The sequence below is a fragment of the Aquabacterium sp. genome, assembly GCF_049274795.1.
Taxonomy (GTDB): Bacteria; Pseudomonadota; Gammaproteobacteria; order Burkholderiales; family Burkholderiaceae_C; genus Aquabacterium.
In genome coordinates this window covers 25,939-41,054 of the sequence record NZ_JBASTH010000007.1, presented here as the reverse complement: position 1 = coordinate 41,054, position 15,116 = coordinate 25,939, and the positions used below count along the sequence as shown (strand labels likewise).

Annotated in this window: 15 protein-coding genes; 8 read left to right on the top strand and 7 right to left on the bottom strand. The window is 66.8% G+C overall.

Going from position 1 to position 15,116, the window contains the following annotated elements; all coding sequences use genetic code 11:
- Positions 1-36 precede the first annotated feature (36 nt).
- The 6 genes from WAQ08_RS00905 (at position 37) to WAQ08_RS00880 (ending at position 7,244) form a co-directional block, all read left to right on the top strand.
- Positions 37-792, top strand: coding sequence for a hypothetical protein (locus WAQ08_RS00905; RefSeq protein WP_422188762.1), 756 nt, complete (start codon positions 37-39; stop codon positions 790-792).
- A 29-nt stretch (positions 793-821) separates the two neighbouring features.
- A complete protein-coding gene (locus WAQ08_RS00900; RefSeq protein ID WP_422188761.1) occupies positions 822-2,420 on the top strand; it encodes a phytoene desaturase family protein in 1,599 nt (532 codons plus the stop codon).
- A gap of 170 nt (positions 2,421-2,590) precedes the next feature.
- Positions 2,591-4,744, top strand: coding sequence for a thiamine pyrophosphate-dependent enzyme (locus WAQ08_RS00895; RefSeq protein ID WP_422188760.1), 2,154 nt, complete (start codon positions 2,591-2,593; stop codon positions 4,742-4,744).
- A gap of 17 nt (positions 4,745-4,761) precedes the next feature.
- Positions 4,762-6,267, top strand: a complete 1,506-nt coding sequence (locus tag WAQ08_RS00890) for an indolepyruvate oxidoreductase subunit beta family protein (protein WP_422188759.1) — start codon at positions 4,762-4,764, stop codon at positions 6,265-6,267.
- Between the two features lie 16 nt (positions 6,268-6,283).
- The gene (locus WAQ08_RS00885; protein ID WP_422188758.1) at positions 6,284-6,715 is read left to right on the top strand and encodes an acyl-CoA thioesterase; all 432 of its coding nucleotides are present in this window, start codon (positions 6,284-6,286) and stop codon (positions 6,713-6,715) included.
- A 16-nt stretch (positions 6,716-6,731) separates the two neighbouring features.
- The gene (locus WAQ08_RS00880; RefSeq protein WP_422188757.1) at positions 6,732-7,244 is read left to right on the top strand and encodes a MarR family winged helix-turn-helix transcriptional regulator; all 513 of its coding nucleotides are present in this window, start codon (positions 6,732-6,734) and stop codon (positions 7,242-7,244) included.
- Here the strand turns inward: WAQ08_RS00880 and WAQ08_RS00875 are convergent.
- Positions 7,241-7,825: a MarR family winged helix-turn-helix transcriptional regulator gene (locus WAQ08_RS00875; RefSeq protein WP_422188756.1), complete on the bottom strand. Its 585-nt coding sequence runs from the start codon at positions 7,823-7,825 to the stop codon at positions 7,241-7,243. The genes WAQ08_RS00880 and WAQ08_RS00875 overlap by 4 nt on opposite strands.
- A 373-nt stretch (positions 7,826-8,198) precedes the next feature.
- Between WAQ08_RS00875 and WAQ08_RS00870 the strand changes: the two genes are divergently transcribed.
- The gene (locus tag WAQ08_RS00870; protein WP_422188755.1) at positions 8,199-9,296 is read left to right on the top strand and encodes a porin; all 1,098 of its coding nucleotides are present in this window, start codon (positions 8,199-8,201) and stop codon (positions 9,294-9,296) included.
- Positions 9,297-9,404: 108 nt separating this feature from the next.
- Positions 9,405-9,986, top strand: coding sequence for a VOC family protein (locus WAQ08_RS00865; protein ID WP_422188754.1), 582 nt, complete (start codon positions 9,405-9,407; stop codon positions 9,984-9,986).
- A 91-nt stretch (positions 9,987-10,077) separates the two neighbouring features.
- Here WAQ08_RS00865 and WAQ08_RS00860 read toward each other — a convergent pair whose 3' ends face one another.
- The 6 genes from WAQ08_RS00860 to WAQ08_RS00835 all read right to left on the bottom strand — a co-directional run bounded on the left by WAQ08_RS00860 (position 10,078) and on the right by WAQ08_RS00835 (position 15,113).
- Positions 10,078-11,259 carry an acyl-CoA dehydrogenase gene (locus WAQ08_RS00860; protein ID WP_422188753.1) on the bottom strand — a complete coding sequence of 394 codons (1,182 nt, stop codon included), beginning with the start codon at positions 11,257-11,259 and terminating at the stop codon, positions 10,078-10,080.
- 63 nt (positions 11,260-11,322) lie between these two features.
- Positions 11,323-11,715, bottom strand: coding sequence for a RidA family protein (locus tag WAQ08_RS00855; RefSeq protein ID WP_422188752.1), 393 nt, complete (start codon positions 11,713-11,715; stop codon positions 11,323-11,325).
- 39 nt (positions 11,716-11,754) lie between these two features.
- Positions 11,755-12,939 carry an acyl-CoA dehydrogenase family protein gene (locus WAQ08_RS00850; protein ID WP_422188751.1) on the bottom strand — a complete coding sequence of 395 codons (1,185 nt, stop codon included), beginning with the start codon at positions 12,937-12,939 and terminating at the stop codon, positions 11,755-11,757.
- A 1-nt stretch (position 12,940) separates the two neighbouring features.
- Positions 12,941-13,801, bottom strand: a complete 861-nt coding sequence (locus tag WAQ08_RS00845) for an enoyl-CoA hydratase family protein (protein WP_422188750.1) — start codon at positions 13,799-13,801, stop codon at positions 12,941-12,943.
- Entirely contained in the window at positions 13,798-14,331 is a 534-nt protein-coding gene (locus WAQ08_RS00840; RefSeq protein ID WP_422188749.1) for a MarR family winged helix-turn-helix transcriptional regulator, read from the bottom strand. Before WAQ08_RS00840 ends, WAQ08_RS00845 begins: the two co-directional genes overlap by 4 nt.
- Positions 14,328-15,113 (bottom strand): SDR family NAD(P)-dependent oxidoreductase, encoded by a 786-nt coding sequence (locus WAQ08_RS00835; RefSeq protein WP_422188748.1) that lies wholly within the window; start codon positions 15,111-15,113, stop codon positions 14,328-14,330. Before WAQ08_RS00835 ends, WAQ08_RS00840 begins: the two co-directional genes overlap by 4 nt.
- Between the last annotated feature and the right edge of the window lie 3 nt (positions 15,114-15,116).

Here is a 15,116-nt window from a genome sequence, read left to right as displayed (position 1 = left end):
GCGGGCATCTGCGCGACAGGAGTTTGGAGCCCGGCAATGGCGCAAAGTGCATGGACCAGTGCCTTGCTGATCGCGCTGTTCGGGCTCATTTTTATCCTGGGCTGGCGTGCGCGACCGGTGGCGGCACGCCGCGCCGTGATCGACGACGAGCCTGCGCTCAGCGTGCGGGCGCCCTTGCCGGAGCCGGTCGGCAGCAGCGCCGATGGGGATGCCTCCGATGTCTCGCTGAAGGATGTCGCCACGCTGGCCCACCGCCTGCGCGAGGGCATCGAGCAGTGCCGGCGCGACATGGACCGCGTCACGGACTTGGCGCGTCAATCCAGCGCCCTGGTGGCCACGGCCTCCGGTGCGACCAAGGATGTCAGCGCCTGCTTCGAATCGCTGCGCGAGAACCTGCAAGCCACGGCCCTGGTCTTCAAAGGCCTGCAGGGCCGTGCCGATGAGATCGGTGGCATCGTCGCCGTGATCAAGCGCATCGCACGCCAGACCAACGAAGCCGCAGCCGAGGCCGGGCGCCTCACGAACAATCTCTCCACCTCATGTCGATCGGCCGATGCGGAGGTCGACGGAACCTTGAAGGTCGGCGACGAGGGGGGTGGGCTTCAACAACGCCTCCCGCCACGCGATACAGCAGGTCGAGGACAGCGCGGCGACACGCATCGAGGTCGTGTCGGCCTTCCTGAAACGGCTGGACCAGCAGGTGCTGAGCAGCCAGCAGCTCGATCAACTGGTGAGGCATCATCAGACCGGATGAACATGATGTGGGCGCCCAGGGCGCCCATTGTTGCTTGAGACAGCGCTTGAGACAGAACCACATTTCCATGAAACAAGAATTCGACATCGTTTTCGTTGGCAGCGGCATCAACGCCCTCGTCGGGGCGGCCTTGCTGGCCACCCGGGGCAAGCGCGTGCTGGTGCTGGAGCGCAATGACCGCCTGGGCGGCTGCATCCGCACGGAAGAGCTTTTCCCGGGCTATCGGATCGATGTGCTCTCGCAGTGGTACCCGCTGTTCATGGGCAGCCCCGGCTATGCCGAACTGAAGGACAAGCTGGAGGCCGCCGGCCTGCGCTTTGCGCAGGGCGAGTACACCACCGGCCTGGTGCTGCCCGATGGCAGCGGCCTGGCGCTCAAGCAGGATCTGGCCGATGCCGCGCGCCGCATCGATGCGCTGTGCCCTGGTGATGGCCAGAAGGTGGCCGCCATGGCGGCCCGCATGTTCGGCGAGGACGCCTCGCTCACCTTCGGCCTGATGGGCCAATCGCCCTATGGCTGGGACATGGCCAAGCTGCTGGCCCGCGAGGGCTTCAAGCGCGGCGTGGATGGCATGGTGGCTTATGCCTCGGCCTCGCTGGAGAGCTTCCGCCGATGGGCCGAGCGCGAGCTGGCGCACGATGCCACCCGCGCGATGATCGCCCCGTGGATCCTGCACTCGGGCCTGGGCCCGGACGAGGCCTGTTCGGCCCTGATCGGCAAGCTCACGTTTGCCGCCGTGGTGGCCGGGGGCATGCCGGTGGTGCAGGGCGGCAGCGAAGGCGTGGTGCGCGCCCTCACCAAGGTCATCGAGGGCGCAGGTGGCAGCCTGCGCGTGAACGCCGATGTCACCGAGATCGTGTTCAGCGGGCAAGGCGCCAAGGCCCGTGCCACCGGCGTGCGCGTGGGTGACGAGCTGGTGCAGGCCAGGCAGGCTGTGGTCTGCAACGTGACGCCCACGCAGCTGTATGGCCGCTTGTGGCCTGATGCCCCGGCCGCCGTGCAGGAGAAGGCCCAGGGCTACCGCTATGGCCGTGGTGGCATGCAGATCCACTTCGCGCTGCGTGGCCAGCCCCAATGGACGACGCCCGAGCTGGCGCGCGTGCCACTGGTGCACCTGACCGAAAGCATGGAAGAAGTCTGCCTGTCGGTGGTCACGGCCTGCAATGGCTACCTGCCGGCCCGGCCCACGTTGGCCATCGGCCAGCCGACGGCGGTCGATCCCAGCCGTGCGCCAGCGGACGGCTCGATCCTGTGGGTGCAGATGCAGGAGCTGCCCAGCCGTATCCGTGGCGATGCCGGCGGCACGATCGACGTGCCCGCTGATGGCGCCTGGACCCCGGCCGTGCGCGAGGCCATGGCCGACCGCGTGCAGCAGCGCCTGGAGCAGGTGATGCCGGGCCTGAGTGCCCAGGTGGTGGGCCGCAAGGCCTTCAGCCCGGCCGATCTGCAGGGCTTGAACTGCAACCTGGTGGGCGGCGACCCCTATGCGGGCGTGTGCTCTCCGGACCAGTTTTTCTGGATGCGTCCCTTCGCGTCCACGGCGGGTGCGCGGGGCCATCAGACGCCCTGCGCCAATCTGTACCAGATCGGTGCTTCCACGCACCCGGGCCCTGGCCTGGGCGCCGGCTCGGGCTACCTGGTGGCGCAGGCCTTGTCGCGAAAGTGAACGCATGAAGGATTGAAACCGGCCGCGGGTATCCGTAAATCGCACAAAGCCATCCGGAATTCGCTCCGATTCAATCCATGAAGATTCATCGATTGACTTCTAAAGCAATTGATGTGACAGTGAATCCGTGGCGCATGTGATGTGCGCGCCGTCCCCCCGGAGAAGTGGCCATGGCCGAAAGATCGTTTGTTGAAGAAGTCAAGAAGCTCCGCCTCGGTGCAGGCGAGGTCTTCAGTGGTGAAGGCATCCTGGCTGTCACCAAGGCACTGCTGGAATCCGGCGTGTCCTATGTGGCGGGTTACCAGGGCGCGCCCATCTCCCACCTGATGGATGTGCTGGCCGACGCGCAGGACATCCTCACCGACCACGGCATCCGCTTCGAGAACAGCGCGAGCGAGGCCACTGCGGCCGCCACCTTGGCTGCCTCGGTGAACTACCCGCTGCGTGGCGCCGTGACCTTCAAGGCCACGGTGGGCACCAATGTGGCCTCCGATGCGCTGGCCAACCTGGCCTCGGGCGGTGTGCTCGGCGGCGCGCTGATCATCGTGGGCGAAGACTACGGCGAAGGCTCGTCGATCATGCAGGAGCGCTCGCACGCCTTCGCGATGAAATCGCAGATGTGGCTGCTGGATCCACGCCCCAACCTGCCCTGCATCGTGCAGGCCGTGAAGGATGGTTTCGATTTATCCGAGGCCAGCAGCACGCCGGTGATGCTGCAGTTGCGCATCCGCGCCTGCCACGTGCACGGCCAGTTCGTCGCCAGCGACAACAAGCGTGCCAATTTCACCATCAAGCAGGCCCTGGCCCGCCCGCAGCGCGATGTGAACCGCATCGTGCTACCGCCCGCCAGCTTCCTGCACGAGAAGGAAAAGGTCGAGCAGCGCTGGCCCGCCGCCGTGCGTTTCATCAAGGAGCGCCAACTCAACGAGTTCTTCTCCGAGAAGGACGACGACGTCGGCATCGTGGTGCAGGGCGGCTCCTACAACACGCTGATCCGCGCGCTCAACAAGCTGGGCCTGGCCGATGTGTACGGCGAGAGCAAGGTGCCGCTGTACGTGATGAACGTGGCCTACCCGCTGATCGACGACGAGTTCGAGCGTTTCTGCGAAGGCAAGCGGGCCGTGCTGGTGCTGGAGGAGGGGCAGCCCAACTTCATCGAGCAGAACGTGGCCGACATCCTGCGCCGCCTGAAATCGCCGACCACCCTGCATGGCAAGGACCTTCTGCCCCTGGCTGGCGAGTACAACACCGCCATCATGCTGGCCGGCATCAAGGCCTTCCTGCAGCAGTACGGCAAGATCCCGGCCGACCCGAAGGAACGCAAGGTCATCCCGCTGCAGCCCGTGTCGGCCGAGGCCAGCGCGGAGCTGGCCGCCAACGTGCACGCCCGCCCGCCGGGCTTCTGCACCGGCTGCCCCGAGCGGCCCATCTTCACGGCGATGAAGCTGGTCGAGCGCGAGCTGGGCCCGCACCACGTGACGGCCGACATCGGCTGCCACCTGTTCTCCATCCTGCCGCCGTTCAACATTGGCGCGACCACCATGGGCTACGGCCTGGGCGCCGCCAGTGCGGCAGCCTTCAACACGCCGGGCGCCAAGCGCGCCATCTCGGTGATGGGCGATGGCGGCTTCTGGCACAACGGGCTCACATCGGGCATCGCCAACGCGGTGTTCAACCGCAGCGACAACCTGACCATCGTTGTTGACAACAGCTACACCTCGGCCACGGGCGGGCAGGACATCCTCTCATCGACCGCGCTGAACGACACGCGCAGCACGGGCCACGAGATCGAGAAGGCGGTGCGCGGCGTGGGCGTCGAATGGGTGCACCGCGTCAAGCGCACCTACGACCTCAAGACCATGATGGCCACCCTGCGCGAGGCGCTGACCACCAAGGAAGCCGGCCCCAAGGTGCTGATCGCACAGAGCGAATGCATGCTCAACAAGCAGCGCCGTGAGAAGCCCAAGGTGCGCAAGGCCGTGGCCGCGGGCGAGCGCGTGGTGCGCGAGCGCTTCGGCGTGGACCCGGACACCTGCACGGGCGACCACTCCTGCATCCGCCTGTCCGGCTGCCCCTCGCTCACGATCAAGCCCAACCCGGATCCGCTGCGCACCGATCCCGTCGCGGCCGTGCAGGACAGTTGCGTGGGCTGCGGGCTGTGCGGCGAGGTGTCGCACGCCGCGGTGCTGTGCCCCTCCTTCTACCGTGCCGAGGTCATCACCAACCCCAGCCGCATGGACAAGTTCAAGAAGCGTGTCGGTGGTGCGGTGATCGGCTGGCTGCAGGGCCGCGATGCCCGCCGTCGTGAAGAACTGGCCTTCTGACAAGGCGCGAGAAGATCATGCAAGAGATCAACAACATCCAGCAGCCCATCAAGATCGCCATCCTGGCGATGGGCGGTGAAGGCGGCGGGGTGCTGGCCGATTGGATCGTCGACCTGGGCGAGCACAACGGCTGGACAGCGCAGACCACCTCGGTGCCCGGCGTGGCGCAACGCACTGGCGCCACCATCTACTACGTGGAGCTGCTGCCCCCCGCGGCACCTTCTGAGAAGCGCACCCCCATCCTGGCCCTGATGCCCATGCCCGGTGACGTGGACGTGGTGCTGTGCTCCGAGCTGATGGAAGCCGGCCGCGCCGTGCAGCGTGGCCTGGTCACGCCGGACCGTACGGCCCTGCTGACCTCCACCCACCGCGTCTACTCGATCGCCGAGAAATCCGCGATGGGCGATGGCCGTGTGGACGTCGACGTGCTGCTAAAGCATGCCGAAAAGGCCGCCAAGCGCCTTGTCAGCTTCGACATGGCCCAGGCGGCCGAGGAAACCGGCAGCGTGATCAGCGCCGTGCTTTTCGGCGCGCTGTGCGGCACCGGTGTCGTGCCATTCAGCCGCGAGCAGTTCGAGCAGACCATCGAGCGTGGCGGTGTGGGCGTCAAGCCCAGCCTGAAGGCCTTCGCACGGGGCAGTGCCGAGGCCATGGGCCAGGGCGCCGTCAAGGCCGAGGCCCCGGCAGCGGCTGCGCCCAATCCTCGCTCTGCTGCGGTGGCAGCTCTGTTGTCGCGGGTAGACGCGGGCTTCGACAAGCGCTCGTCGCACTTGGTGCGCGAAGGCGTGCGCCGCCTGATCGATTACCAGGATGTAGCCTACGCCGGCCTGTACCTCGACCGCCTGGAAACGCTGCAACGCCGCACCGGCGGGCTCGACCCGGTGTTGACGGGCGAGGTGGCGCGCCACCTGGCGCTGTGGATGTCCTACGAGGACACGATCCGCGTGGCTGACCTCAAGACCCGTGGCAGCCGCTTCGACCGCGTGCAGGGCGAGGTGCGTGCCAAGCAGGACCAGCAGGTGCGCATCAACGAGTTCATGCACCCCCGCATCGAAGAGATCTGCGAGACGCTGCCGGCCGGCCTGGGCCGCTGGCTGGCCAAGCCGCACGCCATCCATCGCCTGGTGGCCCGCATGACGACCGAAGGGCGCGTGATCCGCACCTCGTCGCTGCCGGGCTTCCTGCTGCTGTGGACGTTGTCGCGCTGGCGCGTGGCGCGCCGCACCACCCTGCGCTACGAGCTGGAGAACCAGCGCATCGAGCGCTGGTTTGCCAAGATCCTGGCGCTGGCGCATGGCCACCCGGCCCTGGCGCTTGAAGTGGCCCGCCTGCAGCGCCTGGTCAAAGGCTACGGCGACACGCATGCCCGCGGCCTGGGCAACTACGAGACGCTGATGAGCATCCTGGAGAAGCACGAGAACCGCCTGGCACCGGCCGCCCTGGGCGAGCTGCGCGATGCGGCACTGGCTTCCGAAGATGGCCAGAAGCTGCGCTTCGCGCTGCAGCGGATGGCGCTGGCTTGAGAGAGGGCTCTAACGCATGGTGACGCCTGTGCCTCAAGACCCTCGCAGCTTCCAGCGCGCTCACCGGATCCACTTCTCGGAGTGCGATCCGGCGGGCATTGTGTTCTACCCCCAGTACTTCATCCTCTTCAACGACCTGCTGGAGGGCTGGGTGGATGCGATCACGCCCCTGGGCTTTGCCGACATGGTGCTCAAGAAGCGCTTTGGCCTGCCCACGGTGCATCTGGAGGCGGAGTTCTTCGCCATCAGCCGCATGGGTGATGACGTGACCCTGAGCCTGCAGGTCGAGCGGCTGGGCACCAAGTCTCTGACTTTGCGGCTCGATTGCGTCGCCGCGGATGGCGAAAAGCGCATGACCGTCAAGCAGACGATCGTGACCACCTCGCTCGAGACGCACCAGGCCATCGAGATCCCGCCGCTGCTCAAGCAGGTGCTCGATCCGGCCTGAGCCCTGGGGCGATGACATGAGCGCACACGCCACCGACATGATCGACATCCGCGAGGCCAGCACGAGCACCGCGGGCTTCGTGGAGCAGTACCTGCCCGCGCTGCTCAACCAGGCGGCGCATCTGGTGATCGGTGATTTCGCCGATGTGGTGCGGGGCTACGGCCTGTCCATCGTCGAATGGCGTGTGCTGGCCATCCTGGCCGATGGCGACCGCGTGCCGGTGGGCCTGCTGGCGCGCAAGGCCATCACCAAGCAATCCACGCTGACCCGCCTGCTCGACCGCATGGCCGAGCAAGGGCACATCGTGCGGATCACGGCGGGCAATGACCGTCGCTTGACGCTGGTGGAGATCACCAGCGAAGGCCGCGCCCTGGTGCAGGTGCTGATGGCCCGGGCCGACGAGCAGCAGCGGCGCGCCCTGGCGGCCTTGGGGCCGGCGCGTCAGCAGCAACTGGAGGCCTTGCTCAGAGGGCTGATCAGCAGCCTTGAGCCGGCCCTGCCGGCCACGGACGCCTTCGGTCAGGATTAGCGCTTGCCGCGGCGCGCCTTGGGGGCGGGGGCTGCTGCGGGGGCAGGCGCGGGCTCGGTGGTGAGCGCATCGGCTGCCTGGGCCGCGTGCAGGCGCAACTGGCCCAGCAGGTCGGTGAGTGTGAGACGCTCTGGCGAGCGCATGCCCGCGAACATCGACACCACCCAGGCTTCATGCACCGCGGCGATCTGCTCGAAACTGGTGCGTCCTTCGGGCGTGAGCCTCAGCCGATAAGAACGGCGATCGGTGGGATCGACCTCGCGGATCACCCAGCCTTCCTTCTCCAGCTCCTGCGTCAGGCCGGTGACGTTGCCGCCTGTGACCATCAGGTAGGCCGACAGGGCACTCATGCTCAGGCCATCGGGGTAGCGATGCAACTGGGCCAGGTAATCGAAGCGGGCCAGCGAGATGCCGAACTCGGTGCGCAGGCGCCTTCGGATCTCGGTCTGGACCTGGTTGGTGCACGACAGCATCCGTAGCCACAGGCGCAGAGATTGGTGGTCGTCTTCGGTGACGCTGGCTTCCAGGCCAAGGTCGTGCTCGGGCAAGGCCAGTTTCATGGGGGTTCGCGACGAAGGCATGGTGTGACGGCAGTAAAACAGGAGGCCGGCCAAGCAACCAGGAAACAGGCGTCCTCCCGCCGTTGATTTCATTGTAAGGGGGGCGTGCCGGCTATCCCTGCGGCGCTGCTTGTCTATCCGTTTGTCGCTGGGCTGAAAAAAGGGTGCGGGCTGTGTTGCAGCTTGTGATCGGGGTTGTCCCGGCGTCACGGAAACTGGATACCTGATTGCGGCAAACGGATTGAGGCTGCGTTGTGCGTCACAGGACACTGAATACGTTCCTGAAGAACGCACGCGTTTCCCGCCATGCCGACACCCCCCTGAATCCACCATTTGCGCATGGCAGGGCGTTGGCGAATCAACCCACCTGTCCATTCTCAATAGGAGATTCTCAGTGAAGAAGTCGACGATATTCTCCCTGCTGTGCTGCGCATCCAGCATGACTTTTGCGCAGTCCTCTACGAACGTGAGCATCTACGGCATCCTCGACGTCGGGGTCGACCGCGTGAGCAACGTTGGCGGCAACAGCAACACGCTGGTCAACACCGGCGTGCTGGTGCCCAACCTGCTGGGCTTCCGCGGCAGTGAAGATCTGGGCGGCGGCCTCAAGGCCATCTTCAAGCTGGAAACCCAGTTCGCACTGGACACGGGCGCCACCATCGGCATCAACGGCACCAGTGAAGGCATGTGGAACCACGGGGCCTACGTGGGCCTGGAAGGCTCCATGGGCAAGGTCACCGTCGGCGCGCTCGACGACTTCATGTTCTCGAACCTGTCGGTCAAGCGCTATGGCTTTGGCGCGATGTTCCCGTTCGTGAGCCTCACCTTCCTGCGTCAAGGCCCGTTTGCCAACCTCTCGCCCGTTGGTTCGTTCGACTTCGACCGCACTGCACTGACCAGCCGCGTGTCCAATGCCATCCGCTACGACAGCCCCAACATCGGTGGCTTCAACTTCGGCGCGCTGTACGGCATGGGCGAGCAGGCCGGCGGCAAGAATCGCAACAGCACCTACAGCCTGGGCGCCGATTACGCCAGCGGCCCCTGGACCTTCACCGCCGCCATGATCAGCGCCAAGTCGCCGCTGATCAACAACGGTGACGACGGCTTGACGAGCTGGGGTATCGGCGGTCGCTATGACTTCACCGGCGGCATCTCGACGGACTTCCTGTACACCAACACGAAGAACACCTTCACCAATGCCAAGATCGATGTCTACGAAGTGGGCGCGATCATGAGCCCGACGCCGACGACCCGCCTGATCGGCCAGTACACGTACATGAAGGGCAACGACGTGCTGGACAGCAACAAGGCGCACCAGATCAACGCCGGCCTGCACTACCTGCTCTCCAAGCGCAGCAATGTGTACGTGCAGTTCTCGTACCAGAAAGCCTCGGGTGACGACACCACGGCCAAGGCCCAGCTGATGCTGATGGGCCCGTCGTCGGGGGGCAGCCAGAACGTGCTGCGCGTGGGCATGTTCCACGCCTTCTGATCCGACGGACCTCAAGTCCCTTGAACGATGCCCATGAGGTCCAACGGCCTCATGGGCATTTTTTATACCCCCGGGGCTTTGCCCCCTCTCTCATCGTTTGGAGACATCATGTTCAAGCTGTTGCGACTGCTTCCCCTGGCCGTCCTGTCTGCGTCGGCGCTGGCCGCGCCCCTGCCCGGTGTTCGTGGCGTGGACCACGTGGGCTTCACCGTGCCGGACGTGGACCGTGCCGTCAGCTTCTTTCACGATGTGATCGGTTGCGAGGAGGCCTTCCGCTTCGGGCCGATCAAGGATGATCAGGGCACGCTGATGCAGGATCTTGTCAATGTGCACCCCCGCGCGGAGATCCAGCAGATCGTGATGATGCGTTGCGGCCAGGGCTCCAACATCGAGCTGTTCCAGTACAAGGCGCCGGACCAGAAGACCGAACCGCCCAGGAACAGCGACATTGGCGGTCACCATGTGGCTTTCTACGTGAAGGATCTGGCGCTGGCCGTGGAGAAGGCCAAGGCGCTGGGCGTGAAGACGCTGATGGGCCCGTTCCCTGTCAACGAAGGGCCGGGCGCGGGGCAGGCCATCACCTACATCCTGACCCCCTGGGGCATGCAACTGGAGTTGATCTCCTACCCCAAGGGCATGGCCTACGAGAAGAAATCGAAGGTCAAGCTCTGGAAGCCTTCTGGCCAGTGATGCTGGCGTGAAAGAAAAAAGGGCGGTGGCCTGCGCGGCCATCGCCCTTCTTTGTGCCTGCCTGGCGCGGCGGCGTTTGATCAGCGAGTGATCAGAACGCGGCGATGCCGGTTTGCGCACGGCCCAGGATCAGGGCATGCACGTCATGGGTGCCTTCGTAGGTGTTGACCACCTCCAGGTTCACCAGGTGGCGGGCCACGCCGAACTCGTCGCTGATGCCGTTGCCGCCCATCATGTCGCGGGCCAGGCGGGCGATGTCCAGGGCCTTGCCGCAGGAGTTGCGCTTCATGATCGAGGTGATCTCGACCGCAGCCGTGCCTTCATCCTTCATGCGGCCCAGGCGCAGGCAGCCTTGCAGGCCCAGCGTGATCTCGGTCTGCATGTCGGCCAACTTCTTCTGGATCAGCTGGTTGGCGGCCAAGGGGCGGCCAAACTGCTTGCGGTCCAGCGTGTACTGGCGCGCACGGTGCCAGCAGTCTTCCGCAGCACCCAGGGCACCCCAGGCGATGCCGTAGCGTGCCGAGTTCAGGCAGGTGAAGGGGCCCTTGAGGCCGCGCACTTCGGGGAAGGCGTTCTCTTCGGGGCAGAACACCTCGTCCATCACGATCTCGCCGGTGATGCTGGCGCGCAGGCCCACCTTGCCGTGGATGGCGGGGGCGGAGAGGCCCTTCCAGCCCTTTTCCAGCACGAAGCCGCGGATCGCACCTTCGTCATCCTTGGCCCACACCACGAACACGTCGGCGATGGGGCTGTTGCTGATCCACATCTTGGCGCCGCTCAGGCTGTAGCCGCCGGGCACCTTGCGGGCGCGCGTGACCATGCTGCCGGGGTCGGAGCCGTGGTCGGGCTCGGTCAGGCCGAAGCAGCCGATCCATTCGCCGCTGGCCAGCTTGGGCAGGTACTTTTGCTTGGTCTCTTCGTTGCCGAAGGCGTTGATGGGCACCATCACCAGCGACGACTGCACGCTCATCATCGAGCGGTAGCCCGAATCGACGCGCTCCACCTCACGCGCCACCAGGCCGTAGCTCACGTAGTTGAGGTCGGCGCCGCCGTAGGCTTCGGGGATGGTGATGCCCAGCAGGCCCAGCTCGCCCATCTCGCGGAAGATGGCCGGGTCGGTGCGCTCGTGGCGGAAGGCTTCCAGCACGCGCGGGGCCAGGCGTTCCTGGCAGTAGGCGTTGGCGGCGTCGCGCACGGCGCGCTCATCGCTGGTGAGTTGCTGGTCGAGTTGCAGGGGATCGTCCCATGCGAAGGAAACTTTGGTCGAGGCCATGGAGGGGGTCCGTGAGGGGATGTTGAGAGGCGATGGGGAGGTCGCGTGTGTCGAACTGCTGGCTCAGTCGGGGATGACGGCCGTGGCTTCGATCTCGACCTTGGCGCGGTCTTCGATCAGGGCCTTGACTTCCACCGCGGTCATGGCGGCGTTGTACGAGCCGATGATCTCGCGGTAGGCCTTGCCGACCTCGCGGCCCGCGGCCAGGTACTCGCGCTTGTCGGTGACGTACCAGGTGACACGCACGATGTGCTCGGGCTTGCCGCCCGCTTCGCGCAGCACCTCGACGATGTTGCGCAGTGCCTGGGCCACCTGCTCGGCGAAGTCATCGGTGTGGAACACGCACTGCGCATCCCAGCCGATCATGCCGGCGATGTAGACCTGGCGGCCCTTGACCGTGACGCCGTTGGCGTAACCCTTGGGACGAGGCCAGCCTTCTGGCAGCAGCACTTGCATGGAATCTTCCTTCTTCATGATGTGTCGGGTCGTGATGGTTCAGGCCGGCTGGCCTTCGCGCACGTCCTTGAGCAGTTCGCGCGCGATGATGATCTGTTGCACCTCGGTGGCGCCTTCGTAGATGCGCAGGGAGCGGATCTCGCGGTACAGGCGTTCCACGGGCTGTTCGCTGACCACGCCCAGGCCGCCCCACAATTGCACGGCGGCGTCGATCACGGTCTGCGCGCCTTCGGTGGCTGCCATCTTGGCCATGGCAGCCTCGCGGGTCACGTTGCGGCCCTGGTCGCGCTGCCAGGCGGCGCGGTAGGTGAGCAGCGCGGCGCCATCGATGGTGGTGGCCATCTGGGCCAACTTCGATTGCGTGAGCTGGAAGTCGGCCAGCACCTGGCCGAACATGCGGCGGGTGGTGGCGCGGTGCAGGGCCTCGTCCAACGCACGACGGCCGAAGCCCAGGGCTGCTGCAGCCACCGAGGTGCGGAACACGTCCAGCGTGCGCATGGCGACCTTGAAACCTTCGCCGGCGGCGCCGATGCGCTGGGCCACGGGGATGCGGCAGTTGCTGAAGCGCAGGCGGGCCAGCGGGTGCGGCGCGATCACGTCGATGCGCTCGGCGATGTCGAAGCCGGGCGTGCCCGCCTCGACGATGAAGGCCGAGATGCCGCGCGAGCCGGGGGCCTCGCCAGTGCGGGCGAAGACCACGTAGATGTCGGCGATGCCGCCGTTGGAGATCCAGGTCTTCTCGCCGTCGAGCACGTAGTGGTCACCGTCCAGGCGGGCGGCGCAGGCCATGGCGGCCACGTCGGAGCCTGCTTCTGGCTCGGACAGGGCAAAGGCCGAGATGGCCTCACCCCGGGCCACGCGTGGCAGGTAGCGAGCCTGCTGCTCGGGGCTGCCGGCCAGGCTGATGGCGCCAGAGCCCAGGCCCTGCATCGCGAAGGCGAAGTCGGCCAGGCCGTTGTGGCGGGCCAGGGTCTCGCGGATCAGGCACAGGGTGCGGGTGTCCAGCGTGTTGGTGGCGCCGCCGTTGTGGGTGCCGGCCACGGCGTGGCGAAGCCAGCCGGCCTGGCCCAGGGCGCGCACCAGGGTGCGGCAGTCGTTGTCGACGTCATCGCTGTGGATGTGCGCGGCGTGGGTGGCGGCCCAGGCATCCAGCTCGCGTGCCAGGCTGCGGTGGTGGTCTTCCAGGAAGGGCCACTCGAGGTGGGGGAGGCGTTCTGCGGTCACGTCAGTCTCCTTGGAAGACGGGCTTCTGGCGCGCCACGAAGGCTTCGTACGCGCGGGTGAAGTCTTGCGTCAGCATGCACAGGGCCTGGGCTTGCGCCTCGGCCTCGATGGCTTGGTCGATGCCCATGGTCCATTCCTGGTGCAGCATGGTCTTGGTCAGGCCGTTGGCGAAGGTGGGGCCGGCGGCCAGATCGCGCGCCAGCTTCTGGGCGTCGTCCAGCAGCGTTTCGGGGGCGGACAGTCGGTTGAAGAAGCCCCAGCGTTCGCCTTCCTCGCCGCCCATGGAGCGGCCGGTGTAGAGCAGATCGCTGGCGCGGCCCTGGCCCACAATGCGCGGCAGCATGGCGCAGGCGCCCATGTCGCAGCCGGCCAGGCCCACGCGGTTGAACAGGAAGGCGGTCTTGCTGCGGGCGGTGCCCACGCGCAGATCGGAGGCCATGGCCATGATGGCGCCAGCACCGGCGCACACGCCGTCCACGGCGGCCACGATGGGCTGAGGGCAGGCACGCATGGCCTTGACCAAGTCGCCTGTCATGCGCGTGAACATCAGCAGCTCGGGGGCCTTCAGGCGCACCAGCGGGCCGATGATCTCGTGCACGTCACCGCCAGAGCAGAAGTTGCCACCGGCGCCGACCAGCACCACCACGTGCACATCCGGTGCATGGCGCAGGCGGCCGAACAGGTCGCGCAGCTCGGCGTAGGAGTCGAAGGTCAGCGGGTTCTTGCGCTCAGGGCGGTTCAGCGTGATGGTGGCCACGCCGCCTTCGAGCTGCCACAGGAAGTGCTGCGCCTCGTAGCCGGCGATGGGGCGGCGGTTGCCGGCCTGCAGGGCCGGGTCCAGCAAGGGGGTTGTCTCACTCATGGGTTGTTGTCCTCGTTGTTGGCGCGCGCGTGCATCACGTGCACGCGCAGGCTGCCCAGCTGGGCATGCAGGGTCTGCGCGGTCTTGGCATCGAGCCCGCCGAAGAGTTCATGGATCCACAGCTCGTGCTGGCGGGCCATCTCGGAGAAGGCGTCCCGGCCCTTGTCCGTGAGCCGCACGATCCACGAGCGGCGGTCGGTGGGGCTGGGCTCGCGCACCACCAGGGCTTCGCGCTCGAGCTCGTCGGTGAGGCCGGTGATGTTCCCGCCGGTCACCATCAGGTAGCGCGACAGCTCCTTCATCATCAGCCCTTCGGGCTGGCGGTAGAGCTGGGCCATGTAGTCGAAGCGGGCCAGCGAGATGTCGAAGTTCACGCGCAGGCGGCGACGGATCTCGTCCTCGATCTGCGTGGTGCACGAGAGCATGCGCAGCCACAGGCGCAGCACGGCGTGGTCGCCCTGGCCGGCGCGGGCTTCATGGCCCAGTTCGTCCGCCTGGATCAGCAGCTTGTGGCTGGCATCGGCCTTCATCGCGGAAGCTCCCCGCCGCAGACGGCGATGCTCTGGCCATTGACGGAGGCGGCGCCAGGCGAGCTCAGCCACAGCACGGCATCGGCCACTTCCTCGGGCTGCACGAAGCGGCCCTGCGGGTTGCCAGCCGAGAACTGCGCGCGGGCCTCGGCCTCGCTGCGGCCGGTCTTGGCCATGACATTGGCGATGCTCTCGCGCAGGATGTCGGTCTCGGTGTAGCCGGGGCATACGGCGTTGACCGTGATGCCGTGGCGGGCCACTTCGAGCGCCAGCGACCGGGTCAGGCCGATCACGGCATGCTTGGCGGCGGCATAGGCCGTGACATAGGCATAGCCGGTGAGGCCCGCGGTGCTGGCCACGTTGACGATGCGGCCGGCCTTGGCCTGCAGCATGTCGGGCAGGGCGGCCTGGGTGCACAGCACGGTGCCCATCAGGTTCACGTCCAGCATCTGGCGCCAGGCGGCTTCGTCCGTCTTGCCGAAGGGAGCGCTCTTGGCCTGGCCGGCGTTGTTGACCAGCACGGTGATGGGGCCGAAGCGCTGGCGGGCCTGCTCGAAGGCAGCGGCCACCTGATCGACCTGGCCCACATCGGCCGTGACGGCTACACGGTTCGCTTCATCCTCGGCCACCAGCGGCGCCAGGCTGGCGGCGCTGCGGCCCAGCAGGCTCACCTGCGCGCCGCGGGCGGCGAAGGCGCGCACGATGGCGGCGCCGATGCCGCGGGCGGCACCAGTCACCAGCACGTGCTGGCCTTGCAGGTCCTTGGGTTGGCGAGCGTCCATGGT